24 protein-coding genes are annotated in these 25,173 nt (G+C 56.1%); 13 read left to right on the forward strand and 11 right to left on the reverse strand.

The window, feature by feature from the left end:
- The first annotated feature begins 316 nt into the window (after positions 1-316).
- Positions 317-1,876 (forward strand): CNNM family cation transport protein YoaE, encoded by a 1,560-nt coding sequence (gene yoaE, locus L350_RS18910; protein WP_023300354.1) that lies wholly within the window; start codon positions 317-319, stop codon positions 1,874-1,876.
- A 6-nt stretch (positions 1,877-1,882) separates the two neighbouring features.
- On the opposite strand, the gene L350_RS18905 is transcribed toward yoaE, so the two are convergent.
- From L350_RS18905 to pabB, 4 genes are all read right to left on the reverse strand, one after another.
- On the reverse strand, positions 1,883-3,481 hold the full coding sequence (locus L350_RS18905; RefSeq protein ID WP_023300353.1) for an EAL domain-containing protein: 1,599 nt from the start codon (positions 3,479-3,481) through the stop codon (positions 1,883-1,885).
- A gap of 130 nt (positions 3,482-3,611) precedes the next feature.
- Positions 3,612-4,976: an L-serine ammonia-lyase gene (sdaA, locus tag L350_RS18900; protein WP_032624065.1), complete on the reverse strand. Its 1,365-nt coding sequence runs from the start codon at positions 4,974-4,976 to the stop codon at positions 3,612-3,614.
- Positions 4,977-5,160: 184 nt separating this feature from the next.
- A complete protein-coding gene (locus L350_RS18895) occupies positions 5,161-5,739 on the reverse strand; it encodes a CoA pyrophosphatase (protein ID WP_022648443.1) in 579 nt (192 codons plus the stop codon).
- On the reverse strand, positions 5,736-7,070 hold the full coding sequence (gene pabB, locus L350_RS18890; RefSeq protein WP_032624066.1) for an aminodeoxychorismate synthase component 1: 1,335 nt from the start codon (positions 7,068-7,070) through the stop codon (positions 5,736-5,738). The genes L350_RS18895 and pabB overlap by 4 nt, the downstream gene beginning before the upstream one ends.
- Positions 7,071-7,131: 61 nt before the next feature.
- On the opposite strand from pabB, the gene L350_RS18885 reads away from it, so the two are divergent.
- Positions 7,132-7,311: a YoaH family protein gene (locus L350_RS18885; protein ID WP_022648441.1), complete on the forward strand. Its 180-nt coding sequence runs from the start codon at positions 7,132-7,134 to the stop codon at positions 7,309-7,311.
- Between the two features lie 6 nt (positions 7,312-7,317).
- Here the strand turns inward: L350_RS18885 and L350_RS18880 are convergent, their stop codons facing one another.
- Positions 7,318-7,662, reverse strand: coding sequence for a RidA family protein (locus L350_RS18880; RefSeq protein ID WP_022648440.1), 345 nt, complete (start codon positions 7,660-7,662; stop codon positions 7,318-7,320).
- Between the two features lie 133 nt (positions 7,663-7,795).
- Between L350_RS18880 and L350_RS18875 the strand changes: the two genes are divergently transcribed.
- The 5 genes from L350_RS18875 to rnd all read left to right on the forward strand — a co-directional run bounded on the left by L350_RS18875 (position 7,796) and on the right by rnd (position 14,175).
- Positions 7,796-9,706 (forward strand): DNA repair helicase YoaA, encoded by a 1,911-nt coding sequence (locus L350_RS18875; protein WP_023303884.1) that lies wholly within the window; start codon positions 7,796-7,798, stop codon positions 9,704-9,706.
- A gap of 66 nt (positions 9,707-9,772) precedes the next feature.
- Complete coding sequence (tsaB, locus tag L350_RS18870) at positions 9,773-10,468, forward strand: tRNA (adenosine(37)-N6)-threonylcarbamoyltransferase complex dimerization subunit type 1 TsaB (protein ID WP_023300348.1); 696 nt, start codon at positions 9,773-9,775, stop codon at positions 10,466-10,468.
- 37 nt (positions 10,469-10,505) lie between these two features.
- Positions 10,506-11,087, forward strand: a complete 582-nt coding sequence (locus L350_RS18865) for a Slp family lipoprotein (RefSeq protein ID WP_032624067.1) — start codon at positions 10,506-10,508, stop codon at positions 11,085-11,087.
- 203 nt (positions 11,088-11,290) lie between these two features.
- Positions 11,291-12,976, forward strand: coding sequence for a long-chain-fatty-acid--CoA ligase FadD (gene fadD, locus L350_RS18860; RefSeq protein ID WP_074132809.1), 1,686 nt, complete (start codon positions 11,291-11,293; stop codon positions 12,974-12,976).
- Positions 12,977-13,059: 83 nt separating this feature from the next.
- On the forward strand, positions 13,060-14,175 hold the full coding sequence (gene rnd / locus L350_RS18855; protein ID WP_123059168.1) for a ribonuclease D: 1,116 nt from the start codon (positions 13,060-13,062) through the stop codon (positions 14,173-14,175).
- An 86-nt stretch (positions 14,176-14,261) separates the two neighbouring features.
- Here rnd and minE read toward each other — a convergent pair whose 3' ends face one another.
- Genes minE through minC form a run of 3 tightly spaced genes read right to left on the reverse strand, consistent with a single transcriptional unit; the run spans position 14,262 to position 16,074 of the window.
- Complete coding sequence (gene minE, locus L350_RS18850; protein WP_003859937.1) at positions 14,262-14,528, reverse strand: cell division topological specificity factor MinE; 267 nt, start codon at positions 14,526-14,528, stop codon at positions 14,262-14,264.
- Positions 14,529-14,531: 3 nt separating this feature from the next.
- A complete protein-coding gene (gene minD, locus L350_RS18845) occupies positions 14,532-15,344 on the reverse strand; it encodes a septum site-determining protein MinD (RefSeq protein WP_003859938.1) in 813 nt (270 codons plus the stop codon).
- 22 nt (positions 15,345-15,366) lie between these two features.
- A complete protein-coding gene (gene minC / locus L350_RS18840) occupies positions 15,367-16,074 on the reverse strand; it encodes a septum site-determining protein MinC (protein ID WP_023300345.1) in 708 nt (235 codons plus the stop codon).
- A gap of 123 nt (positions 16,075-16,197) precedes the next feature.
- On the opposite strand from minC, the gene L350_RS18835 reads away from it, so the two are divergent.
- The 3 genes from L350_RS18835 (at position 16,198) to L350_RS18825 (ending at position 17,714) form a co-directional block, all read left to right on the forward strand.
- Positions 16,198-16,473, forward strand: a complete 276-nt coding sequence (locus tag L350_RS18835; RefSeq protein ID WP_006810982.1) for a YcgL domain-containing protein — start codon at positions 16,198-16,200, stop codon at positions 16,471-16,473.
- Positions 16,474-16,520: 47 nt separating this feature from the next.
- A complete protein-coding gene (locus L350_RS18830; protein ID WP_015570313.1) occupies positions 16,521-17,180 on the forward strand; it encodes a fumarylacetoacetate hydrolase family protein in 660 nt (219 codons plus the stop codon).
- A 93-nt stretch (positions 17,181-17,273) separates the two neighbouring features.
- On the forward strand, positions 17,274-17,714 hold the full coding sequence (locus tag L350_RS18825) for a YcgN family cysteine cluster protein (RefSeq protein ID WP_022648432.1): 441 nt from the start codon (positions 17,274-17,276) through the stop codon (positions 17,712-17,714).
- A 99-nt stretch (positions 17,715-17,813) separates the two neighbouring features.
- Here the strand turns inward: L350_RS18825 and dsbB are convergent, their stop codons facing one another.
- Both dsbB and nhaB read right to left on the reverse strand, forming a co-directional pair.
- Positions 17,814-18,344, reverse strand: coding sequence for a disulfide bond formation protein DsbB (dsbB, locus tag L350_RS18820; protein ID WP_032622423.1), 531 nt, complete (start codon positions 18,342-18,344; stop codon positions 17,814-17,816).
- A gap of 46 nt (positions 18,345-18,390) precedes the next feature.
- Positions 18,391-19,929: a Na(+)/H(+) antiporter NhaB gene (gene nhaB / locus L350_RS18815; protein ID WP_032624070.1), complete on the reverse strand. Its 1,539-nt coding sequence runs from the start codon at positions 19,927-19,929 to the stop codon at positions 18,391-18,393.
- Between the two features lie 202 nt (positions 19,930-20,131).
- Here nhaB and fadR point away from each other — a divergent pair, with 202 nt between their 5' ends.
- Positions 20,132-20,851 (forward strand): fatty acid metabolism transcriptional regulator FadR, encoded by a 720-nt coding sequence (gene fadR / locus L350_RS18810; RefSeq protein WP_015570315.1) that lies wholly within the window; start codon positions 20,132-20,134, stop codon positions 20,849-20,851.
- A 66-nt stretch (positions 20,852-20,917) separates the two neighbouring features.
- Here the strand turns inward: fadR and L350_RS18805 are convergent, their stop codons facing one another.
- Positions 20,918-22,450: a SpoVR family protein gene (locus L350_RS18805; protein ID WP_022648429.1), complete on the reverse strand. Its 1,533-nt coding sequence runs from the start codon at positions 22,448-22,450 to the stop codon at positions 20,918-20,920.
- A gap of 321 nt (positions 22,451-22,771) precedes the next feature.
- Here L350_RS18805 and L350_RS18800 point away from each other — a divergent pair, with 321 nt between their 5' ends.
- Together L350_RS18800 and dadX are read left to right on the forward strand one after the other, a co-directional pair.
- A complete protein-coding gene (locus L350_RS18800) occupies positions 22,772-24,070 on the forward strand; it encodes a D-amino acid dehydrogenase (RefSeq protein WP_022648428.1) in 1,299 nt (432 codons plus the stop codon).
- A gap of 9 nt (positions 24,071-24,079) precedes the next feature.
- Positions 24,080-25,150 (forward strand): catabolic alanine racemase DadX, encoded by a 1,071-nt coding sequence (gene dadX, locus L350_RS18795; protein ID WP_032624071.1) that lies wholly within the window; start codon positions 24,080-24,082, stop codon positions 25,148-25,150.
- Positions 25,151-25,173 lie beyond the last annotated feature (23 nt).

The raw sequence follows: 25,173 nt of genomic DNA on the forward strand, positions 1-25,173 counted from the left end.
ATGTGATGAAGATCCGTAATTTAGCTACGCCTTACAGATTTTTCTGTAAGATAAACCACGTGTGTTATAGAAGTTTGCAAAGGAACGTAAATCTTTGCTAAAAACCCATTGTCTCTGATATGTTTAGCGTCCGTTTAATTATTCAGGAGTATAGGGCTACAGCCCACTATATGGACCGTCACCGACGTCAGTCATCTTCCAGGCCATTCCGCGCCTTATTCACCGGCGACCTTCGCCACGCATCGACCCCCATTCCCTTTGAAATGCCCGAAATTAGCGGGGCACCGTTTTGTCATTCCTTTAGCAGGAGCGTGTCATGGAATTCTTAATGGACCCGTCAATCTGGGTAGGCTTGCTTACGCTGGTCGTGCTGGAGATCGTTCTCGGTATTGATAACCTGGTGTTTATTGCCATCCTTGCGGATAAGCTGCCGCCGAAACAGCGTGATAAAGCCCGTCTGATCGGCCTCTCGCTGGCGCTGATCATGCGACTGGGCCTGCTGTCCGTGATCTCGTGGATGGTTACGCTGACTAAGCCTCTGTTCACCGTCATGGATTTCACCTTCTCCGGCCGTGATTTAATCATGCTGGTGGGGGGGCTTTTCCTGCTGTTCAAAGCTACAACAGAGCTGCATGAACGGCTGGAGAACCGGCAGCATGATGATGGCCACGGTAAGGGGTATGCCAGCTTCTGGGTGGTGGTCCTGCAGATTGTGGTGCTTGATGCGGTCTTCTCACTGGATGCGGTGATTACAGCGGTTGGCATGGTGAACCATCTGCCGGTGATGATGGCGGCGGTTGTGATTGCGATGGCGGTAATGCTGCTGGCGTCGAAACCGCTGACGCGTTTCGTCAACCAACATCCGACGGTCGTCGTGCTGTGTCTGAGTTTCCTGTTGATGATTGGTCTGAGCCTGGTGGCAGAAGGTTTTGGTTTCCATATACCGAAAGGCTACCTGTACGCCGCGATTGGCTTCTCGATTCTGATCGAGCTGTTTAACCAGATTGCGCGCCGTAACTTCATTAAGCAGCAGTCGAATCAGCCGCTGCGCGCGCGTACCGCCGATGCGATCCTGCGCCTGATGGGCGGGCGTCGTCAGGTGAACGTGCAGGCGGATAACGAGAACCGTAACCCGGTTCCGGTGCCGGAAGGCGCGTTTGTGGAAGAAGAACGCTACATGATCAACGGCGTGCTTTCGCTGGCCTCCCGCTCCCTGCGCGGCATTATGACGCCGCGCGGTGAAATCAGCTGGGTGGACGCCAACCTGAGCGTCGACGAAATTCGCCAGCAGCTGCTCTCCTCGCCGCACAGCCTGTTCCCGGTCTGTCGGGGCGAGCTGGATGAGATCATCGGTGTGGTGCGCGCGAAAGAGATGCTCGTGGCGCTGGAAGAGGGCGTCAACGTCGAGGCCGTAGCGGCCGCGTCGCCTGCCATCGTGGTGCCGGAAACGCTGGATCCGATTAACCTGCTGGGCGTGTTGCGTCGTGCTCGCGGGAGCTTTGTTATCGTCACCAACGAATTTGGTGTGGTACAAGGTCTGGTAACGCCGCTGGACGTGCTGGAAGCCATTGCCGGTGAATTCCCTGATGCGGATGAAACGCCAGAAATCGTTGCCGACGGTGACGGCTGGCTGGTGAAAGGCACCACCGACCTGCACGCGCTCTCGCACACGCTGGGCGTCGAAAACGTGGTCAATGACGATGAAGACATCGCCACGGTAGCGGGGCTGGTGATTGCCGTTAACGGGCAGATCCCGCGTATCGGTGATGTGCTTGAGCTGCCGCCGCTGCAAATTACCATCGTTGAAGCCAACGACTATCGCGTTGATATGGTTCGTATTGTTAAAGAGCACTCTGTACACGACGAAGAAGAGTAACGCTATCTAGCGTAACGGCAATAAAGGCACGATGTGTCCGTTGTGACGGGCTGGCGGAGGGTTACTTTCCGCCAGCCATTTCGGAAACTCCCGCAGCGGCATCGGCCGCGCATACAAGTACCCCTGTAAAATATGTACGCTGTGGCGGCGCAAATAGCGTGACTGCTCCTCGGTTTCAACCCCTTCTGCAACCAGTTCAATATTCAACCGCTGGCCCAGCGCAATAATAATATCCGTTACCGTTGAGTTCACGGCGTCGGTGCCGATCGCGGTGGTGAAGGATTTATCAATTTTCAGCACGTCCGGGTGAAGTTTTTCAAGCCACGAAAGAGAACTATTGCCCGTACCAAAATCATCAATCGCAAGCTTCACCCCTTTGCGATGCAGCTCCCGCACGATGCGGTAATCCACATCGAGCAACGCATCGCGTTCGGTTAACTCTACAATCAACTTTTGAACAGGGTTCGCCTTAAACCAGATGCGGTTAAGATCCCGGATCAGCGCAGCGCGGCGAAAATGGCTGGCGGCCACGTTGATGCCAATATGGAAATCCCGTGAGGCCGGGAAAAAGCCTATCTGCCGCACCGTTTCGCTGATGACGTAGCGGGTAAGCGGAACAATCAGGCTATGTTCTTCAGCCAGGGGGATAAAGACATCGGGAGAAATCCAGCCCTGACGCGGGTTGTTCCAGCGCAGGAGGATCTCGACGCCAACGCATTCCCGGGTGCGGGCGTTTACCAGCGGCTGGCAGAAGAGTTCAAACTCCCGGGCAGCAATCCCCATATTAATTTCCCAGGTGAAACTTATGCGTCGCGCCGTGGCAAGCCAGGCGATATAGCCCATCAGTAAACTGAGCATCAACGCCAGCGGTAGCTGGGTGGGCAGATTTTTCAATGCCATTTGGCCTGCCCCCGGGCCGCTGACCGTGACGCTGAAAGGGTAGTGCTGTGAAGACTGTTCCAGCAGGGAGGCGTGTTCATCGAAGGTCGGCGTATTCGTCACCTGCTGCCCGTCGCGGAGAAAATTATCGCCTACTCTCAGGACCACGTCGGTGATTTGTGGCCGCTGTGGCTCCAGAATCATTTTGGTGATGAGATCGATATTCACTACCTCCATCAACCCGTCACTGCCGTCGCCCGCAAGGGGTGACCACTGAATCAGTACCGGACTGCCCTTTAACAGCCACCGATCGGTCAACAAGATCAGCCTGGGTTCACTGGACGGAAGCATCGGCTCAATGTCACTGACGGGCATATTTCGGCTGCCAAATACGCTCGAGCAATACAGTATTCCGTCTTTGACGAGGGCGATGGAGCGCACGGTCTGGAGGATCGCCGCCTGTTTTCGCAGAATCGGATTCGCTTCAGCGCAGGGCATATCAACCAGAAAACGTAGAGTTTCACGCTGGGTTTCTAACGCAAGAAGCACCTTATCAAGCGCACGCACTGTGTGGTGAGTAAAGTCGTGGATCCGATCCTGATTAATGTTGCGCTGTGAAATAAAGCGAATGCCCAGCGTCAGGACGAGCGTAACGAGCGCAACCGTAACACAGACGATAACGCGTTTTCGGCGATAGTCTTTAATGATCGTTTGTGCAGTTTGCATGAACGGTCGCCTGATAAGCACCGGCCGGAAAAGCCAGACGCAACAGTGACAGTGTAGTGGGGAAAACGTGAAGCGACGAGAGGCGGTGGGAAAATTCGCCCATCTGTTGCAGATGGGCGAAAAGGAAGGTTTAGTCGCACTGCACCTTAATGGCCAGACCGCCGCGCGAAGTCTCACGGTACTTCGCGTTCATGTCCTTGCCGGTTTCGTACATGGTTTCAATAACCTTATCCAGTGACACGCGTGGTTCGCTGGTACGGCGCATCGCCATACGTGAGGCGTTGATCGCTTTGACGGAGGCGATGGCGTTACGCTCAATGCACGGTACCTGCACCTGGCCGGCAACCGGGTCACAGGTCAGACCGAGGTTGTGCTCCATGCCGATTTCCGCCGCCACGCACACCTGCTCAGGGCTTGCGCCCAGCAGTTCCGCCAGACCGGCCGCCGCCATAGAGCAGGCCACGCCCACTTCACCCTGACAGCCTACTTCGGCACCGGAGATGGAGGCATTCATCTTGTACAGCGCGCCGATAGCGCCTGCCGCGAGGAAATAACGGATATAGATCTCCGGTGTCACGGGCTCAATAAAGTGATCGTAGTAGGCCAGTACCGCCGGAACGATACCGCACGCGCCGTTGGTTGGCGCCGTCACCACGCGACCACCCGCTGCGTTCTCTTCGTTAACCGCCAGCGCAAACATGTTCACCCAGTCAACCACATTCACTGGATCATTGGAGAATTTGTCGGTGGTGACCAGCATACGGCGAAGCGCAGAGGCACGACGTGGCACACGCAGTGGCCCAGGCAGAACCCCCTCGGTGTTCATCCCGCGGTCAATACAGGCGCGCATGGTTTGCCACACGTTAGCAAAATAGTCTTCGATCTCTTTCTTGCTGTGCAGCGCCAGTTCGTTCTGCATCACCATGCCGGAGAGGGAGAGACCGGTCTCTTTGCAATAGGCCAACATCTCGGTGGCAGATTTAAACGGATAGGGCACATTCACATCGCCCGCGCTCTCTTTGCCAAAGTGTTCTTCGTCAACGATAAAGCCGCCGCCGATGGAGTAGTAGGTTTTACTGTAGATCTCTTTTTCGCCGCTCCAGGCGTGGATGGTCATACCGTTTTCATGCAGCGGCAGGTTGTCGCTACGAAAACGCATCCCGTCATCCTGCGGGAAGTCCACTTCGTGCTGACCGTTAGCCAGCAGCAGACGACCGCGCGTTTCCACGTCGCGGATAAATGCCGGAATGGCATCAATATCAACTGTGTCCGGCATATTGCCCGCCAGACCCATAATAATGGCGATATCGGTGTGGTGGCCTTTACCCGTTAATGACAGTGAACCGTAAACGTCTACGGCGACTCGGGTAACGCTTTCCAGTAATCCTTTTTCGACCAGATCATCGACGAACTGTTTACCGGCCTTCATCGGCCCTACAGTGTGGGAAGAAGATGGACCAATCCCCACTTTGAACATGTCGAATATACTAATCACTTTCACACTCCTGACAGGGTTACTGGGGTTCCAGTAACGATGTTATAACTGCGCATAGTGTAAGAGGGAACACTAACCTCGGCTTAACTATTCACATGAATTAAACTAATGGTTAACGATGGTTTAGCTAATAGCGCGACGCCGATCGCAAACCTGCCAGAAAAGGGTGGAATGTAAAGTATAGTCAAGGCTTCAGGCCGATTTGTAGCGCAAGCTCACGAATGATGCCTGCCGTCATGCCCCAGACAAAATAATGCTGATACCACGACAGCCAGACCCGATGATCGTGCCCGCGGCGGTGAATATCCAGAGGATGATAGCGGCCCAGACGAAGGGCCTCTTCAAGCGGCATTTCGAACACCGCTGAAACTTCATCGACGCTGGCGTGATACTGAAGATCGGGCGGAATAATGCCGACGACCGGCGTGACCTGAAAACCGGTTACGCTGTCCACTGGCGGCAGCACGCCAATTACCTCGACCGCCTCCGGGGGGATCGCCACCTCCTCATGCGCTTCGCGCAGCGCGGCGGCAATCAGGGAAGCATCGGTGCTGTCCACCGCGCCGCCCGGAAACGCAACCTGACCGGCGTGTTTTCGCATATGCGGTGAGCGCTGGGTAAGCAACAGACCCGGCTGTTCACGACGCACGACCGGGATCAGTACCGCCGCCTGACGTTGATTCAGCGCGGCGCGGTTAACCTGGGGCCGCAGAAGCTGAAAACGCGACAGAAAATCATCCAGCGTCAGGTTGTCTTTCTTCACCGTGAGTTCTCCAGTTGTTTCAGGATACGATTCACTTTATCAAAGGTTTCCTGATATTCCGCCCCGGCCTGGCTGTCGGCTACAATGCCGCCGCCTGCGGAACAGTAAAGGTTACCGTCGCAGGCCGTCAGGGTGCGAATAGTGATGCTGGTATCCATGGTTCCGCACAGGCTCACATAGCCGATGCTGCCGCACCAGGCGTTGCGGCGATGCGGTTCCAGTTCGTCGATAATCTCCATCGCGCGGACCTTCGGCGCGCCGGTGATGGAGCCGCCCGGAAACGCGGCGCGGAGCAGATCGCAGGCGGTTCGCGAGGCAGGCAGGCGTGCAGTGATAGTACTGACCAGATGATGCACCGCCGGGAAAGGTTCCACAACGAACAGCTCCGGCACGCGCACGCTGCCCGGCTCGGCGACGCGGCCAATATCATTGCGCATCAGATCGACAATCATCAGGTTTTCAGCGCGATCTTTCGGCGAGGCCGCCAGCGTCTCCGCCTGCTGGCGGTCGGCGTTAGCATCGGCAAGGCGCGGCAGGGTGCCCTTGATCGGGCGGGTCTGAATAATACCGTCAGCCAGATGAATAAAACGCTCAGGCGAAAGGCTGAGGATGGCGCCGTGTTCAAGGCGTAAAAATGCGCTAAACGGGGCCTTATTGCTGGCATTGAGGCGGGTAAATGCCTGCCATTCGTCTCCCCGGTACGCCGCCTGGAAACGCTGGGCAAGGTTGACCTGATAACAGTCGCCGCTGTGAAGATACGCCTGCACGCGAGAGAATTTTTCCGCATATTCCGCCGCGCTCATGTTCGAGTGCCAGCCAGAGGTCAGCATAAAGTGTTCCGCTGTGGCGGGCCGTTGCGCCTCAAGCCAGGCCAGACGCGCCTGCACGTCTCGGTGGCTAAGCAGGGAAACCGTCTGCTTACGGTGATCCACGATTAGCGCCCAGTCATACAGCCCGACCGCCATATCCGGCAGGGAAATATCCGCCTGCGCATGCTCGGGCAGCTTTTCGAAACGGCGACCCAGATCGTAACCAAACAGGCCCAGCGCGCCCCCCTGGAAAGGCAGATCCGGATCCGGTGTGGCAGATAAGCCCAGAGCATGGATCTCGTTCTGAAGCCGCATCAGCGGATCGTCCGTGGGTGACAGCGCATCGGTCGTCAGCGTTTTAACCGGATCGGCCACCAGAATATCAAAGCGGCTGTAGGGGTGATCCGCATGCCCGGAGTGCAGCAGCATGGCAAAAGGAAGGTGGCTCAGACGGGCAAACCAGAACTCGGCGGCGTCTGCACGCCAGGATAAGGTAATAACAGTGGGGAAGCGCATGTTCATGTATGGCATACTACCGGGTAGCGTGAAATAATTAGCGCGAATAATTTAGCAGGAGTTAACGATGTTTGCAGGTTTACCTTCTCTCAGTCATGACCAACAGCAGAAAGCGGTAGAGCGGATTCAGGAACTGATGGGCCAGGGTATGAGCAGCGGAGAAGCGATCACCGTCGTCGCTCAGGAAATTCGCGCCAGTCATACCGGCGAGCGGATAGTGGCGCGATTTGAAGATGAAGATGAATAACCGGGCTTAAACTGCCGCGATAATCTTAATCTCCACCTTATACTCCGGTTTCATCAGCGTGGCCTGTACGGTGCAGCGTACAGGCGCGTGACCCGCCACTACCCACGCATCCCAGGCTTTATTCATCTCCGCGAAGTCGTCTTTATTCGCCAGGAAAATCGTCGCGTCCAGAATGCGGGATTTATCGCTGCCCTGTTTTTCCAGTACGGCGTCGATCTGCGCCAGGGTGTTAGCGGTTTGCTCGAAGGCGTCGGCGTCCAGATTGGCAGGGACACCGGTGTAGTACAGCGTCTGGTTGTGGATCACCACATCAGACCAGCGGGCTTCGGCATCAATGCGCGTAATTGTCATAAACGTATCCTCGTTATCTTTCATCGTCAGGCGGCAAGACTGCCATATTGTTCCGCCGTCGTCACTATTTGGGGTGGCACCGGAGAGAAGGGGCTGACATAATCCCTGTGCAAAAATACAGTGAGAGAACACCGTGGCAGACGATTTTTCCCCTGAAGGTCAGTTAGCACAGGCAATTCCCGGTTTTAAACCGCGCGAACCCCAACGTCAGATGGCGCATGCCGTCGCGCACGCCATCGACAAGGCGCAGCCGCTGGTTGTGGAGGCCGGCACCGGTACGGGGAAAACCTACGCTTACCTCGCTCCTGCGCTGCGGGCGAAAAAAAAAGTGATCATCTCTACGGGATCAAAAGCGCTCCAGGATCAGCTCTACAGCCGCGATTTACCCACGGTGGCGAAAGCGCTGAAATACAAAGGGCGTCTGGCCTTGCTGAAAGGGCGTTCTAACTATCTGTGTCTGGAGCGTCTCGAACAGCAGGCGCTGGCGGGCGGTGACCTGCCGGTACAAACACTCAGCGATGTGATCGTCCTGCGCGCCTGGGCCAACCAGACGGAGGAGGGGGACATCAGCACCTGCGCGAGCGTGCCGGAAGACTCCCCGGCCTGGCCGCTGGTGACCAGCACCAACGACAACTGCCTCGGCAGCGACTGCCCGCTGTATAAAGACTGCTTTGTGGTGAAAGCGCGTAAAACGGCGATGGACGCCGACGTGGTGGTGGTGAACCATCACCTGTTTCTTGCGGATATGGTGGTCAAGGACAGTGGTTTCGGCGAGCTAATCCCGGAGGCGGAGGTGATGATCTTCGATGAAGCCCATCAGCTACCGGACATCGCCAGCCAGTATTTTGGCCAGTCGCTCTCCAGCCGTCAGCTTCAGGATCTGGCGAAAGATATTACTATTGCCTATCGCACCGAGCTCAAAGATACCCAGCAGTTGCAGAAGTGCGCGGACCGCCTGGCGCAATGCGCACAGGATTTCCGCTTACAGCTTGGCGAGCCGGGCTATCGCGGCAACCTGCGCGAACTGCTCGCGGACAAAAATATCCAGCGCGCGCTGCTGCTGCTCGATGATGCCCTTGAACTCTGTTACGACGTGGCGAAGCTATCCCTCGGACGTTCAGCGCTGCTGGACGCCGCCTTCGAGCGGGCCACGCTCTACCGTGGGCGGCTGAAGCGGCTGAAAGAGATCAACCAGCCGGGCTACAGCTACTGGTATGAATGTACCTCGCGCCACTTTACCCTGGCGCTCACGCCGCTGACCGTTGCCGATAAATTCAAAGAGGTGATGGCGCAAAAGCCCGGCACCTGGGTCTTTACCTCGGCCACGCTGTCGGTCAACGACGATCTGCACCACTTTACCGAGCGTCTCGGCATTGAGCAGGCTGAATCCTTACTCCTCCCAAGCCCGTTCGACTATGAGAAACAGGCGCTGCTGTGCGTGCCACGCAATCTGCCGCTGCCTAACCAGCCAGGGGCGGCGCGCCATCTGGCGGCCATGCTAAAGCCGATGATTGAGGCCAACAACGGACGCTGCTTTATGCTCTGCACCTCTCACGCCATGATGCGCGATCTGGCCGAGCAGTTCCGCGCGACCATGACGTTGCCGGTGCTGTTGCAGGGGGAAACCAGCAAAGGCCAGCTGCTCCAGCAGTTTGTCAGCGCCGGTAATGCCCTGCTGGTGGCGACCAGCAGCTTCTGGGAAGGGGTGGACGTGCGCGGCGATACGCTCTCGCTGGTGATTATCGATAAGCTGCCATTCACATCGCCGGACGATCCGCTCCTGAAAGCACGCATGGAGGACTGCCGTCTGCGCGGGGGCGATCCGTTCGACGACGTCCAGTTGCCGGACGCGGTTATCACGCTTAAACAGGGGGTAGGGCGACTGATACGCGACGTCACCGACCGCGGAGTGCTGGTGATCTGCGACAATCGCCTGGTGATGCGTCCCTACGGCGCCACCTTCCTCGCCAGCCTGCCGCCTGCGCCGCGCACACGGGATATTAAACGCGCGGTCCGCTTCCTGGCGAACCCGACGGCGGAGTAATTCTTCCCGGAGTGTGTTAAGATGCGCGCCATTTTGTGACTGACCATTGCGAGAGCGCGACGACTGATGCGAATTCTGGCTATTGATACCGCGACAGAGGCCTGTTCCGTTGCCCTGTGGAACGACGGTACGACTTTTGCTCATTTCGAAGAGTGCCCACGGGAACACACCCAACGTATTCTGCCCCTGGTAAAAACCATTTTAACCGAGGGCAACACCGCCCTGACTGACCTCGACGCGCTGGCCTATGGCCGTGGCCCGGGCAGCTTTACGGGCGTACGTATCGGGATTGGCATTGCGCAGGGGCTGGCGCTGGGCGCTGACCTGCCGATGATCGGCGTTTCAACGCTTGCGACTATGGCTCAGGGTGCCTGGCGCATGACCGGTGCCAGCCGCGTGCTGGCCGCGATTGATGCCCGCATGGGTGAAGTCTACTGGGCGGAGTACACCCGTGACGAAAACGGCGTCTGGCACGGCGAAGAGTCGGAAGCCGTGCTTAAACCTGAAGCCGTCACCGAGCGCCTGAAACAGCTCACCGGTGAGTGGGCGACGGTCGGAACCGGCTGGCCGGCATGGCCTGAGATGGCGAAGGACACCGGCCTTACGCTGGTGGATGGTAACATGCTCCTGCCTGCCGCCGAAGATATGTTGCCTGTTGCCTGTCAGCAGCTTGCCGCAGGAAAAACCGTGGCCGTTGAACACGCCGAGCCGGTTTATTTACGAAACACCGTCGCATGGAAGAAACTTCCTGGCCGCGAGTGAATCTCAGTAACAGGAACTGAGAAAAAGGAGTCGCATCATGGCGGTTCAGACTAAAGTTGTACGCTTTTTTATGGCAGGCGCGGTTGCCATAGCACTGAGCGGGTGCGTCACCGTTCCTGATGCGATCAAGGGCACCAGCCCGACGCCACAGCAGGATCTGGTACGCGTGATGAATGCTCCGGAGCTGTATGTCGGGCAGGAAGCGCGCTTTGGCGGCAAGGTGGTTGAAGTGCTAAACCAGCAGGGGAAAACACGGCTGGAGATTGCCACCGTTCCACTGGACAGCGGCGCACGGCCTGTTCTGGGTGAAGCCTCGCGCGGGCGGATCTACGCTGACGTCAGCGGCTTCCTCGATCCGGTAGATTTCCGCGGGCAGCTGGTGACCGTCGTCGGGCCGATTAACGGTTCGGTGGCGGGGAAAATCGGCAATACGCCATACAAATTTATGACCATGCAGGTGAACGGCTACAAACGCTGGCGTATCGCCCAGCAGGTGGTGATGCCGCCACAGCCAATCGATCCGTGGATGTGGGGTCCACATCCGTATCGTTACGGCTACGGTGGCTGGGGTTGGTACAATCCAGGCCCTGCACAGGTTCAAACAATCGTAACTGAGTAACTTACTGTTATTGTTAGGAAAGAGACAGCGGCTCAGCCGCTGTCTCTGTTTTTTTACGGACAAAACGAAAAAAAAGAGTGACGCGCTTCGCAACCTGCAATCTGAGCAATTAATAAACTGGTACGCTGAGTTAATATAATGTTAACAAACTGTTTATTATCGGGGCTGTGATGATGACGAACACTCATTTCAGAGGTGATGCATTGAAAAAGGTTTGGCTTAACCGTTATCCCGCGGATGTCCCTGCGGAGATCAATCCTGACCGTTATCAATCCCTGATTGAATTATTTGAACACTCGGTACGGCGCTACGCTGACCAGCCCGCATTTGTGAATATGGGCGAAGTGATGACTTTCCGTAAGCTGGAAGAGCGCAGCCGGGCCTTTGCGGCCTATTTACAGGAAGGATTGGGCTTGCAGAAAGGGGATCGCGTCGCGCTGATGATGCCAAACCTGCTGCAATACCCGGTGGCGCTGTTCGGGATCCTCAGGGCGGGGATGATCGTGGTTAACGTTAACCCGCTCTATACCCCGCGCGAGCTGGAACATCAGTTGAATGACAGCGGTGCGGCGGCGATTGTGATTGTCTCCAACTTTGCCCACACGCTGGAAAAAGTCGCTGAAAGAACCCAGGTTAAGCACGTCATCCTGACGCGCATGGGCGACCAGCTCTCTACCGCGAAAGGTACGCTGGTCAACTTTGTCGTGAAATACGTTAAGCGGCTGGTGCCGAAATACCACCTGCCGGATGCCATCTCTTTCCGCCGCGCGCTGCATGCGGGCTATCGGATGCAGTACGTTAAGCCGGAGATCGTGTCAGAAGATCTGGCGTTCCTGCAATACACCGGCGGTACCACCGGCGTGGCTAAAGGGGCGATGCTGACCCATCGTAATATGCTGGCGAACCTTGAACAGGTGAACGCCACCTACGGGCCGCTACTGCACCCGGGCAAGGAGCTGGTGATCACCGCGCTTCCGCTGTATCACATTTTTGCGCTGACCATGAACTGCCTGCTGTTTATCGAGCTTGGCGGTCAAAACGTATTGATCACCAACCCGCGCGACATTCCGGGGCTGGTTAAAGAGCTGGCGAAATACCCGTTCACCGCCATGACCGGCGTGAACACCCTGTTTAACGCGCTGCTTAACAATAAAGAGTTCCAGCAGCTCGATTTCTCCACGCTGCATCTTTCTGCGGGCGGCGGGATGCCGGTTCAGCAGGCGGTTGCCGAGCGCTGGGTAAAACTCACCGGACAGTATCTGCTGGAAGGCTATGGTCTGACGGAGTGCGCCCCGCTGGTCAGCGTCAACCCGCATGACATCGACTACCACAGCGGCAGTATCGGTCTGCCGGTCCCGTCGACGGAAGCTAAACTGGTGGACGATGAGGGTAACGAAGTGCCTCACGGCGAACCGGGCGAGCTGTGCGTCAGAGGGCCGCAGGTGATGCTGGGCTACTGGCAGCGTCCAGATGCCACGGATGAGATCATCAAAGACGGCTGGCTGTACACCGGCGACATCGCGGTGATGGATGACGAAGGTTTTCTGCGTATCGTCGATCGCAAGAAAGACATGATCCTCGTTTCCGGTTTCAACGTCTATCCGAACGAAATCGAAGACGTGGTGATGCAGCACAGCGGCGTGCTGGAAGTGGCAGCGGTGGGGGTTCCTTCCGGCAGCAGTGGTGAAGCGGTGAAGATATTTGTGGTCAAGAAAGATCCTTCTCTTACCGAGGAAGCGCTGATAACGTTTTGTCGCCGGCAGCTGACGGGCTATAAAGTGCCGAAGCTGGTGGAATTCCGCGATGAGCTGCCGAAATCCAACGTCGGGAAGATATTACGACGAGAATTACGTGACGAAGCCCGTGCCAAAGTGGACAATAAGGCCTGAGCTTCACGTTAATCGCCCAGACGCCGGTTAAGCCGGCGTTTTTTATGGGCGCAAACAAAAGAGAGTCCGATTTGAATTACCAGATGATCACTACCAACGACGAGCTGGCTTCGCTGTGCGAGGTGACGCGTGATTTCCCCGCTATCGCCCTGGATACGGAATTTGTCCGTACCCGCACGTACTACCCGCAGCTGGGCCTGATCCAAATGTATGACGGCAAACACGTGTCGTTGATTGACCCCCTCGGCATTACCGACTGGGCGCCAATGCGCGAGCTGTTGCTTGATACCGCCGTGACCAAATATCTGCACGCCGGCAGTGAAGATCTGGAAGTCTTTCTCAACACCTTTGGCATCATGCCGCAGCCGCTGATTGATACCCAGATCCTCGCGGCGTTCAGCGGTCGTCCGCTCTCCTGGGGCTTCGCGGCGATGGTGGAAGAGTACACCGGTCTGACGCTGGATAAGAGCGAATCGCGTACCGACTGGCTCGCGCGCCCGCTGACGGCGCGTCAGCTTGAATACGCCGCGGCAGATGTATTCTACCTGCTGCCGATTGCTGGCCAGCTTATGAAAGAGGCTGAGGCGTCCGGTTGGCTGTCTGCCGCCCTGGACGAGTGCCGCATGACGCAGCAGCGTCGTCAGGAAGTGGTTGATCCGAAAGAGGCCTGGCGTGACATCACTAACGCCTGGCAGCTGCGCACCCGTCAACTGGCCTGTCTGCAACTGCTGGCTGACTGGCGGCTGCGTAAAGCGCGTGAGCGCGATCTGGCGGTTAACTTCGTGGTGCGTGAAGAACACCTGTGGGCGGTGGCGCGCTATATGCCGGGTAGCCTTGGCGAACTGGACAGCATTGGCCTTTCCGGGAGTGAGATCCGTTTCCACGGTAAAACGCTGCTCGCGCTGGTAGAGAAAGCTCAGCAGCTGCCGGAGGACGCACTGCCAGAACCACTGCTTAACCTGATGGATATGCCGGGCTACCGCAAGGCGTTCAAAGATATCAAAGCGCTGGTGCAGACGGTGGCGGGGGAAAGCAAACTGAGCGCCGAACTGCTGGCTTCACGTCGTCAGATTAACCAGCTGCTGAACTGGCACTGGAAGTTGAAACCGCAAAATGGTTTACCTGAACTGGTCGCCGGATGGCGGGGGGAACTGATGGCTGAACGCCTGAATACCCTGCTGGAAGGGTATCCGCGCTAAAGAATTGTAGCCCCGGTAAGCGCCGCGCCACCGGGGAAATTGCCGGGCGGTACGATGCTTGCCCGGCCTACAAAACCACAAACGGATTAACGCGACTCTTCCGCTTCCGGAAGCGTCACGTTCAGCTCCAGAATCGAAATATCCCCGTCTTTTTGCTCCAGCTGAACGGTGACCATTTCCGGGTCAATCTGCACGTATTTGCAGATCACTTCCAGAATGTCTTTGCGCAGCTGCGGCAGGTAGTGCGGTTCGGCGTCGCTACGACGACGTTCCGCCACAATGATTTGCAGACGTTCTTTTGCGATGTTGGCGGTGCTTTTTTTCCGCGAGAGAAAAAAGTCCAGTAATGCCATAACTTATCCTCCGAACAGGCGTTTGAGGAAACCTTTCTTCTCTTCTTCAATGAAGCGGAAAGGACGTTCTTCTCCCAGCAGACGGTCAACGGTATCCGCATACGCTTTACCCGCGTCTGCCTGTGTATCCAGGATCACGGGCTCACCCTGGTTAGAGGCGCGCAATACGGACTGATCTTCCGGGATCACGCCAACCAGTTTGATGCGCAGGATCTCCAGCACGTCTTCCATGCTCAGCATGTCACCTTTGTTCACCCGACCCGGGTTGTAGCGGGTCAGCAGAAGGTGCTCTTTGATCGGCTCCTGGCCATTTTCCGCGCGACGAGATTTCGAGGCCAGAATGCCGAGAATACGGTCGGAGTCACGTACTGACGAGACTTCCGGGTTAGTAGTGATGATGGCTTCATCCGCGAAGTAGAGCGCCATCAGCGCGCCGGTTTCGATACCGGCCGGGGAGTCGCAGACCACGAAGTCGAACTCCATCTTTTTCAGATCGTCGAGGACCTTTTCCACGCCTTCACGGGTCAGCGCGTCTTTATCACGGGTCTGGGACGCCGGGAGAATGTAGAGGTTCTCGGTACGCTTATCTTTAATTAGCGCCTGGTTAAGCGTGGCATCGCCCTGAATGACGTTCACGAAGTCATACACCACGCGACGCTCGCAACCCATGATCAGGTCCAGGTTACGCAGACCGATATCGAAGTCGATTACGACGGTTTTCTTTCCCTTCTGGGCCAAACCAGTAGCGATGGCCGCGCTGGAGGTGGTCTTGCCAACGCCTCCTTTACCCGAAGTCACAACAATAATGCGTGCCATAGAAATTCCTTGTTAAAAGGGATCAATTTAACGGTTGAACGGTCAAAGCGTTATCTGCCAGCTGCAGACGAGCCGCTTTGCCATAAAATTCGGCTGGGATTTTATCGCTCAGCCAATATTCACCTGCGATAGACACCAATTCTGCCGTCAGGTGAGTACAAAAAATTTGTGCTTCTCGATCGCCGCTGGCGCCCGCAAGCGCACGCCCACGCATCATACCGTAAACGTGAATATTGCCGTCTGCAATCAGTTCTGCGCCCGCACTGACGTGGCTTGTAACAATCAGATCACAGTTTGGCGCATAAATGCGCTGACCGGAACGAACCGGCAGATCAATCAATCGCGTTTTTGTGACTGGGGCTACATTTTGCGCCGAAGGCGGGGGAGCGGGAACGGTTGCAGGCGTTGCGCGCGGGGATTTTTCTCTACCCTCGTTTAACAAGGGCAAACCCGCGCGTTCAATTTCGGCTTTTAACTCTGCGTCTTTACAGCCGCTTATACCCACGATGCGCAACCCCGTGGAGACGACGGCCTGCTGGAGTCGCTTCCAGTTAACCGGCCCCTCAAGGTCGCTTACATTAACGACAACAGGAGCATGCTTAAGAAAAGCGGGAGCCTGCGCGATTTTGTCTTCTAACGCCTGACGAATAACCTCGGGTTTTGCATCATGCAAATGAACCACTGATAAGGTGAAGCTACTGCCTTTAAGCTCGATGGGCGTATTTGACATCCTGGCCTTACTCAATTTGCTATTAACCGCAACACATCGCCGCGATATTCCGAAGAGTATCAGGCATGTTATAGTCAGGAGTATATTGAGGCAAGCAACCACCCATTAATTCAGAGTAAAAACATGTTTTGTGTGATCTACAGAAGTACCAGCCGCGACCAGACCTACCTTTATGTCGAAAAGAAAGACGATTTTTCCCGCGTGCCTGAGGAATTAATGAAAAGCTTTGGCCGACCGCAACTGGCGATGCTGCTGCCGCTGGACGGCCGTAAGAAGTTGGTGAACGCCGATCTGGAGAAAGTCAAAAAGGCGTTAACCGAGCAGGGCTATTATTTACAGCTTCCGCCGCCACCGGAGAATTTATTAAAACAGCATCTTGAGGTGAGCGGAAAGAAATAAGCCCGGGTCACTCCGGGAACAACTCATCAACCGATTAGGGGTCGACCATGTATCAACATCATAACTGGCAAGGTGCATTACTGGATTATCCCGTCAGCAAAGTGGTCTGCGTGGGCAGCAACTATGCAAAACATATTCAGGAGATGGGCAGCGCCGTGCCGGAAGAGCCGGTTCTGTTTATTAAGCCAGAAACCGCACTGTGCGATATTCGCCAGCCGCTGGTTCTGCCGCAGGGACTGGGTTCGGTGCATCATGAAGTGGAACTGGCGGTGCTGATCGGCGCGACGCTGCGCCAGGCAACTGAAGAGCATGTAGAGAAGGCGATTGCGGGTTACGGTGTCGCGCTCGACCTGACGCTGCGTGACGTCCAGGGCAAAATGAAGAAAGCGGGGCAGCCGTGGGAAAAAGCCAAGGGTTTTGATAATTCATGCCCGATTTCCGGTTTCGTTCCGGTGAGTGAATTTACCGACGATCCGCAGAATACGCCCCTCAGCCTGAAGGTCAACGGCGAGATCCGCCAGCAGGGGACGACCGCTGACATGATCCATAAGATCGTTCCGCTGATTGCCTACATGAGCCGCTTCTTCACCCTGAAACCCGGCGACGTGATCCTTACCGGCACTCCGGAAGGTGTGGGGCCGCTGCACAGTGGCGACGAGCTGGACGTCAGTTTTAACGGCCTGTCGCTGAAAACCCGCGTGCTGTAAAAGCACCTTGCCGCCTGAAAAGGGCGGCAAAACTTGCATCAACGTGCCAGACTCGTTATAAGGTGCGCTCTATTTTGACGTGTGGACATCCCGATGAACGACATTCCTTTCTGGCAAAGCAAAACTCTCGACGACATGACCGACGCGGAGTGGGAATCGTTGTGTGACGGCTGTGGGCAGTGCTGCCTGCATAAGCTGATGGATGAAGATTCGGATGAGATCTATTTCACCAACGTAGCCTGCAAGCAGTTAAACATCAAAACCTGCCAGTGCCGCAACTACGAGCGCCGTTTCGACTATGAGCCGGACTGCATCAAGTTAACCCGTGAAAATCTGCCGACCTTTGAGTGGCTGCCGCATACCTGCGCGTATCGCCTGCTGGCGGAAGGTAAAGATCTGCCCACATGGCATCCGCTGTTGACGGGGTCGAAAGCGGCGATGCACGGCGAGCGTATTTCCGTGCGCCACATTGCGGTGAAAGAGTCCGAGGTGCAGGACTGGGAAGACCACATTATGAATCACCCTAATCGGTGATAATAAAAAACCCGCCGAGGCGGGTTTTTTATTGTGCGCAATTTTGTCGGGTGGCGCTGCGCTTACCCGACCTACAAAAGTGACGTTGCCGTTTCGCTTTTACCTTCCAAAAAGATCGCGTTTCTTTGGCTTGAACGGCTGGGCAATCAGCACCAGCAGCGCTACCACGAAGTAGGCGACAAAAATGCCCACCAGCCACTGCGGCATCTCCAGCGTCAGAAACTCCCACTGGCGTACAGAGCAGTCACCGGAGGCCACAAATACCTGCGGAAGCCATTTATCCAGCGGCAGCCAGCTCGGGAAGCGGGCCGCAAAGTCGCAGGTCATAAACGGCGACGGGTGAAGCTGCATCTGGGTGTGCTCCCAGGCAAGCGCAATCCCTTTCCCGGCGCTGTACAGCCAGATGGCAATTGCGGCATAGCGTAACGGTGTTTTAGGTGCAATCGCACCTACCAGACCCGCGCCCATAATGCCGAACAGCGCACAACGCTCATAAATACACAGGACGCAAGGTTTCAGCCCCATCACATGCTGAAACCACAGCGCGACCATTTCCAGCGCAAAGGCGGTCAGGGCCATCAACAACCACGCTCCGCGACCGCGTGAGCACTGGTTCAAAAATCGCAACATAATCATTTCCCTGGAACATGCTTAGACAGCGCAGTGTAAACGAATTTTAATGCGCCGCAAGTATACCTGCTTGCAATAACCATTGCGTACAGGGAACGAGAGTAATTTTGATGCACAGCAAACCAACAAGGGTAAGCACCAGCGTGTACGGCAGCGCCATCCAGACCATTCTTCCATAAGAAAGTCGTATGAGTGGCGCCAGCGCCGAGGTCAGCAGGAAGAGGAAGGCCGCCTGACCGTTCGGGGTTGCCACGGAGGGGAGGTTGGTTCCAGTGTTGATCGCCACCGCCAGCAGCTCGAACTGTTCACTGCTGACAATCCCTTGCTCCATCGCGGCTTTGGCCTCATTGATGTATACCGTCCCGACAAAGACGTTATCGGATATAGAAGACAACAGACCGTTAAACAAATAGAACAGCGTTAGCTGCGAATCTGGCGTGGCCTGAAGCACAAACGCGATGATTGGCGCGAACAGATGTTGATCAATAATCACCGCCACGACGGAGAAAAACACCGCCAGCAGGGCGGTAAACGGCAGCGCTTCGGTAAAGGCTTTTCCGATAGCATGTTCGTCCGTGACGCCGCTCAGGCTGGTTGCCAGAATAATTACCGACAGACCAATCAGCCCCACCTCGGCAAGGTGGAAGGCCAGCGCAGCGATAAGCCACACGCCGATGATGCCCTGTGCAATCAGGCGCAGCGTCTCCTGGCGCGTGCGTTGTTTGCGGCTCTGCTCGTCAAACTTATGCAGCTCCTGACGGACCTGATCGGGCAACTTCGCGCCATACCCAAAAAGGTTGAATTTTTCGACCAGCACGCAGGTCGCTAAGCCGCAGATCAAAACGGGCACGCTGACCGGCGCCATGCGCAGGAAAAATTCGCCAAAATGCCACTCAGCCGCTTTGGCGATAATCAGGTTTTGCGGCTCTCCAACCATTGTCATCACGCCGCCCAGCGCCGTCCCCACGCCCGCATGCATCATCAGGCTGCGCAGAAACGCGCGGAACTGCTCGAGCACATCGCGGTTGTGCGCCTCAACGTGGCTGTCGTCCTGCAAGTTATCGCCAGGACGAGACGAAGCGACCCGGTGGTAAATACCGTAAAAGCCGACGGCGACGCTGATCACCACAGCCACAACCGTCAGCGCATCCAGGAAGGCAGAGAGGAAAGCCGCGGCGAGGCAAAACGCCAGCGAGAGCAGCGTTTTCGACGGAATGCTCAGCAGCAGACGGGTGAAGATAAACAGCAGAAGCTGCTTCATAAAGTAGATCCCCGCCACCATGAAGATCAGCAGTAGCAGGACTTCAAGATTCGACGCAATCTCGTTTTTAACATGCTCCGCGCTGGTCATTCCAATGACCACGGCTTCCAGCGCCAGCAGCCCGCCGGGCAGCAGCGGATAGCACTTCAATGCCATCGCCAGGGTAAAGATAAACTCGGCGACCAACATCCACCCGGCAACGAAGGGATCCAGCAAAAAGATAACGGGATTAACGACCAGGAATACCAGTAGAGTGAGTTTGTACCAGTCAGGTGACTGACCTAAAAAGTTGCGCCACAGCGCGCGCCCAAATGAAATTTCCACGACAGACGTCCTTTCCCCGTCAAATAAGACAAGACATCAGTATACGCAAAAACGGCGGCGGAGAGGGGGATAAAGCCATTTTGTAAATTTCATAAAAATGAAACGGCGATCCCTCTTTTCTGTCTCTGCTGCGCTATCTGCCTCTGCGCGCCTCTGGTATGATGAGTGCAATTTGCTAAAGCTGTGTAATGGAAATCTCACTATGGTCATTAAGGCGCAGAGCCCGGCGGGTTTCGCGGAAGAGTACATCATTGAAAGCATCTGGAATAATCGTTTCCCTGCGGGATCAATTCTACCTGCTGAACGCGAACTCTCTGAACTGATTGGCGTCACCCGTACCACGCTGCGAGAAGTGCTCCAGCGTCTGGCGCGCGATGGCTGGTTGACGATACAGCATGGCAAACCCACTAAGGTGAATAACTTCTGGGAAACGTCCGGGCTGAATATTCTGGAAACGCTGGCGCGTCTCGATCACGAAAGCGTTCCGCAGCTGATTGACAATCTGCTTTCGGTGCGCACCAACATCGCTACCATTTTCATCCGCACCGCGTTTCGTCAGCATCCTGAAGATGCGCTGAAGGTGCTTGCCACAGCCAATGAGGTGGAAGACCACGCGGACGCCTTTGCGACCCTCGACTACAACGTGTTCCGCGGTCTGGCGTTTGCTTCCGGCAATCCGGTTTACGGTCTGATCCTGAATGGAATGAAAGGGTTATATACACGCATTGGTCGTCACTACTTTGCCAACCCTGAAGCCCGCAGCCTGGCGCTCGGCTTTTACCATAAACTGAGCAAGCTCTGCACCGAAGGGCTGCACGATCAGGTCTATGAAACGGTGCGTCGTTATGGCCACGACTCCGGTGAAATCTGGCACCGAATGCAGAAAACCCTGCCGGGTGATTTAGCGATTCAGAGTCGCTGAAATAAAAAACCTCTCGATTGAGAGGTTTTTTTCGCCCGGTGGCGCTTCGCTTACCGGGTAAAAAATCTACAACGTATTCAACCGCGCCGGGCACCGCTCCAGCAGCTCCACACTGCCATCTTCATTCTGCTGCTCCAGCGACACGTCAAATCCCCACAGGCGATGCACATGCTTCAGCACTTCCTTACGCCCCTTATCCAGCGGTGCGCGGTTGTGAGGGATATAGCGCAGCGTCAAAGAGCGGTCACCGCGCAGATCCACATTCCAGACCTGAATGTTCGGTTCAAGATTGCTCAGGTTGTACTGAGACGACAGGCGCGAGCGGATCTCACGATAGCCCTCTTCGTTGTGGATCGCAGAGATCTCCAGGTAGTTGTTGCGGTCATCATCCAGTACGGTGAAGAAGCGGAAATCACGCATGATTTTCGGCGACATGAACTGGCTGATAAAGCTCTCATCCTTAAAATCACGCATCGCGAAGTGCAGCGTTTCCAGCCAGTCAGAACCGGCAATATCCGGGAACCAGTATTTGTCCTCTTCGGTGGGCGACTGGCAGATACGCTTGATATCCTGGAACATGGCAAAGCCGAGTGCGTACGGGTTAATGCCGCTGTACCACGGGCTGTTATACGCTGGCTGGAATACCACGTTGGTGTGGCTGTGCAAAAACTCCATCATAAACCGCTCGGTGACTTTTCCTTCGTCATACAGGTGGTTAAGAATGGTGTAGTGCCAGAAGGTCGCCCAGCCTTCGTTCATCACCTGGGTCTGCTTCTGAGGATAGAAATACTGGCTCACCTTGCGCACGATGCGCAAGATCTCACGCTGCCACGGCTCCAGCAGTGGGGCGTTCTTCTCCATAAAGTAGAGCAGGTTTTCCTGCGGCTCGGAAGGGTAACGCCGTGCCTCGGCGACGGTTTTCTCCTCCTCACGTTTCGGCAGGGTGCGCCACAGCATATTCACCTGGCTTTGCAGATACTCCTCGCGGCTCTTCTGCCGGGCTTTCTCTTCCTGCAATGAGATCTTCTGCGGACGCTTATAGCGGTCAACGCCGTAATTCATCAGTGCGTGGCAGGAGTCCAGCAGCTTCTCTACCTCGTCCACGCCGTAGCGCTCTTCGCAGTCGGTAATGTATTTGCGGGCGAAGATCAGGTAATCGACGATGGAGCTGGCGTCCGTCCAGCTGCGGAACAGATAGTTATTTTTGAAGAACGAGTTATGTCCATAGCAGGCGTGCGCCATCACCAGCGCCTGCATGGTAATGGTGTTCTCCTCCATCAGATAGGCAATACACGGGTTAGAGTTAATAACGATTTCATACGCCAGCCCCTGCTGTCCGTGCTTATACAGTCGCTCCGTTTCAATGAATTTTTTACCAAACGACCAGTGCGGATAGTTAATCGGCATCCCGACGCTGGAGTAAGCGTCCATCATCTGTTCCGAGGTGATGACTTCAATCTGATGGGGATAGGTGTCCAGACGATAGAGTTTGGCCACCCGGTCGATCTCCGCCAGGTAGACATCCAGCAACTCGAAGGTCCAGTCGGGTCCATCGCTCAGACGGGTGCTGTCCCTTGACATGGAATCTAGTGTAGCCATTAGCGCGCCCTCGTTGTTGGTCGCTCTCTCTGACTGGAGAGCCTCCTTTCAAGCATAGATCACCCCATTCAAATACGCGGGGCGCAGAAATTTTTTCTTTGCGATTTCCCGTTTTCGATACGGCAAAAAAAGCGGTGCTCGCAGAATTTTCTACTGGTTAAAAATAACGCGCAGCAGGAGATCCCAAATAAGCGCTATCCCCTGATACAGCGGGATATGTGAGTTGAGTCACCATAAAAAAGTCATATGTTGAATAATATTTTCAGCTAGGTTATCAATCTGTAATTAGATGATTGTTCTTTTGCTCATAATGGAGTGGCTATGCGTGTTGTCATACTGGGAAGTGGTGTCGTTGGCGTAACCAGCGCCTGGTATTTAAGTCAGGCGGGACATGAGGTTACCGTTATCGATCGCGAATCCGGTCCGGCGCTGGAAACCAGTGCGGCGAATGCGGGGCAGATCTCCCCGGGCTACGCTGCGCCGTGGGCGGCCCCGGGCGTTCCGCTGAAGGCGATCAAATGGATGTTTCAGCGACATGCGCCGCTGGCGATAAGCCTTGACGGCACACAGTTCCAGCTTAAGTGGATGTGGCAGATGCTGCGCAACTGCGACACCCGCCACTACATGGAAAACAAAGGGCGCATGGTGCGCCTCGCAGAATACAGCCGCGATTGCCTGAAAGCGCTGCGTTCCTCAACGGGGATCGAATATGAAGGGCGCCAGGGCGGCACACTTCAGCTGTTCCGTACCGCGCAACAGTACGAAAACGCGACCCGCGATATCGCCGTGCTTGAAGATGCGGGCGTACCCTATCAGCTGCTGGAAGCCAGCCAACTTGCCCAGGTGGAGCCAGCACTTGCCGAGGTCGCGCACAAGCTGACGGGCGGCCTGCGTTTACCGAACGATGAAACCGGCGACTGCCAGCTTTTCACCCAGCGTCTGGCGCGCATGTGTGAGCAGGCCGGGGTGAAATTCCGCTTCAACACCTCTGTCGACAAGCTGCTGTCGGAAGGGGAGAAGATTTACGGCGTGAAGTGTGGAGAAGAGGTGATCAAAGCCGATGCTTACGTGATGGCGTTCGGATCCTATTCTACCGCGATGCTGAAAGGGATCCTGGATATCCCGGTCTATCCGCTGAAAGGCTACTCCCTGACCATTCCCGTGAAAGAGGACAGCGGCGCGCCAGTATCAACCATTCTTGATGAAACTTACAAAATCGCCATCACCCGTTTCGATAACCGGATCCGCGTCGGCGGCATGGCGGAAATCGTGGGCTTCAATACCGAACTGCTCAAACCACGTCGTGAAACGCTGGAGATGGTCGTCGGCGATCTCTTCCCGCGCGGCGGTTTCATTGAGCAGGCGACGTTCTGGACCGGCCTGCGTCCAATGACCCCGGACGGCACGCCGATTGTGGGCCGTACGCCTTACAAAAATCTGTGGACAAATACCGGCCACGGTACGCTTGGCTGGACCATGGCCTGCGGTTCGGGCCAGCTGCTTAGCGACCTGATTTCCGGGCGGACGCCGGCAATTCCGTTTGACGATTTAAGCGCCGCACGCTATCAATCAGGGTTTACCCCCTCGCGTCCACAACACCTGCACGGCGCGCATAATTAAGGAGTCGTCATGTCCCGTCCCATTCTGGCCCAGCTGGATTTGCAGGCGCTGAAGGATAACCTGCAAATTGTTCGCCGTGCTGCGCCGGGTTCTCGTGTCTGGTCGGTGGTGAAAGCCAACGCCTACGGTCATGGTATCGACCGTATCTGGAGTGCGCTCGGCGCCACCGACGGTTTTGCCTTGCTGAATCTGGAAGAGGCCATCCTGCTGCGTGAGCGCGGCTGGAAAGGACCGATCCTGCTGCTGGAAGGATTCTTCCATGCGCAAGATCTGCCTCTGCTGGATAAGTACCGCCTGACGACCAGCGTTCACAGTAACTGGCAGATCAAGGCCATTCAGGACGCGAAGCTGCATGCCCCGCTGGATATCTATCTCAAAGTGAACAGCGGTATGAATCGTCTGGGCTTCCAGCCTGAACGTGTGCACACGGTCTGGCAGCAGCTTCGTGCGCTGAAAAACGTCGGTGAGATGACGCTGATGGCGCATTTTGCCGATGCGGAAAAGCCGGACGGCATTGCCGATGCTATGGTCCGCATTGAGCAGGCGGAAGAAGGGCTGGACTGTCCGCGCTCGCTGTCGAACTCAGCGGCAACGCTCTGGCATCCCGAGGCGCATTACAACTGGGTGCGCCCGGGGATCGTTCTGTACGGCGCGTCACCCTCAGGTCAGTGGCAGGATATCGCCAACAGCGGCCTGAAGCCGGTGATGACGTTACGAAGCGAAATTATCGGCGTGCAAACCCTGAAAGCGGGCGATACGGTGGGCTATGGCAGCCGCTATCGGGCAGCGGGCGAACAGCGTATCGGTATCGTGGCGGGGGGCTATGCAGATGGTTATCCGCGCATCGCCCCGAGCGGTACGCCGGTGTGGGTCGATGGCGTGCGTACGGGCACGGTAGGCACCGTCTCAATGGACATGTTGGCTATTGATTTGACGCCATGTCCTCAGGCGGGGATCGGCTCACCGGTTGAGCTGTGGGGCAACGAGGTTAAAATTGATGATGTGGCCGCTGCGGCGGGCACTGTCGGGTATGAACTGATGTGCGCGCTGGCGTCAAGAGTGCCTGTTGTGACGGTGTAACATGTGTGTGCCGGGTGGCGGCT

The sequence above is a fragment of the Enterobacter sp. MGH 4 genome (assembly GCF_000534735.1).
Taxonomy (GTDB): domain Bacteria; phylum Pseudomonadota; class Gammaproteobacteria; order Enterobacterales; family Enterobacteriaceae; genus Enterobacter; species Enterobacter intestinihominis.

Excerpts from the sequence above, each read along its gene's own strand:
- yoaE (WP_023300354.1), top strand. The coding sequence starts at position 317 with ATGGAATTCTTAATGGACCCGTCAATCTGGGTAGGCTTGCTTACGCTG.
- L350_RS18905 (WP_023300353.1), bottom strand. The coding sequence starts at position 3,481 with ATGCAAACTGCACAAACGATCATTAAAGACTATCGCCGAAAACGCGTT.
- pabB (WP_032624066.1), bottom strand. The coding sequence starts at position 7,070 with ATGAACATGCGCTTCCCCACTGTTATTACCTTATCCTGGCGTGCAGAC.
- L350_RS18885 (WP_022648441.1), top strand. The coding sequence starts at position 7,132 with ATGTTTGCAGGTTTACCTTCTCTCAGTCATGACCAACAGCAGAAAGCG.
- L350_RS18880 (WP_022648440.1), bottom strand. The coding sequence starts at position 7,662 with ATGACAATTACGCGCATTGATGCCGAAGCCCGCTGGTCTGATGTGGTG.
- tsaB (WP_023300348.1), top strand. The coding sequence starts at position 9,773 with ATGCGAATTCTGGCTATTGATACCGCGACAGAGGCCTGTTCCGTTGCC.
- L350_RS18865 (WP_032624067.1), top strand. The coding sequence starts at position 10,506 with ATGGCGGTTCAGACTAAAGTTGTACGCTTTTTTATGGCAGGCGCGGTT.
- rnd (WP_123059168.1), top strand. The coding sequence starts at position 13,060 with ATGATCACTACCAACGACGAGCTGGCTTCGCTGTGCGAGGTGACGCGT.
- minE (WP_003859937.1), bottom strand. The coding sequence starts at position 14,528 with ATGGCATTACTGGACTTTTTTCTCTCGCGGAAAAAAAGCACCGCCAAC.
- minD (WP_003859938.1), bottom strand. The coding sequence starts at position 15,344 with ATGGCACGCATTATTGTTGTGACTTCGGGTAAAGGAGGCGTTGGCAAG.
- minC (WP_023300345.1), bottom strand. The coding sequence starts at position 16,074 with ATGTCAAATACGCCCATCGAGCTTAAAGGCAGTAGCTTCACCTTATCA.
- L350_RS18835 (WP_006810982.1), top strand. The coding sequence starts at position 16,198 with ATGTTTTGTGTGATCTACAGAAGTACCAGCCGCGACCAGACCTACCTT.
- L350_RS18830 (WP_015570313.1), top strand. The coding sequence starts at position 16,521 with ATGTATCAACATCATAACTGGCAAGGTGCATTACTGGATTATCCCGTC.
- L350_RS18825 (WP_022648432.1), top strand. The coding sequence starts at position 17,274 with ATGAACGACATTCCTTTCTGGCAAAGCAAAACTCTCGACGACATGACC.
- dsbB (WP_032622423.1), bottom strand. The coding sequence starts at position 18,344 with ATGTTGCGATTTTTGAACCAGTGCTCACGCGGTCGCGGAGCGTGGTTG.
- fadR (WP_015570315.1), top strand. The coding sequence starts at position 20,132 with ATGGTCATTAAGGCGCAGAGCCCGGCGGGTTTCGCGGAAGAGTACATC.
- L350_RS18805 (WP_022648429.1), bottom strand. The coding sequence starts at position 22,450 with ATGGCTACACTAGATTCCATGTCAAGGGACAGCACCCGTCTGAGCGAT.
- L350_RS18800 (WP_022648428.1), top strand. The coding sequence starts at position 22,772 with ATGCGTGTTGTCATACTGGGAAGTGGTGTCGTTGGCGTAACCAGCGCC.
- dadX (WP_032624071.1), top strand. The coding sequence starts at position 24,080 with ATGTCCCGTCCCATTCTGGCCCAGCTGGATTTGCAGGCGCTGAAGGAT.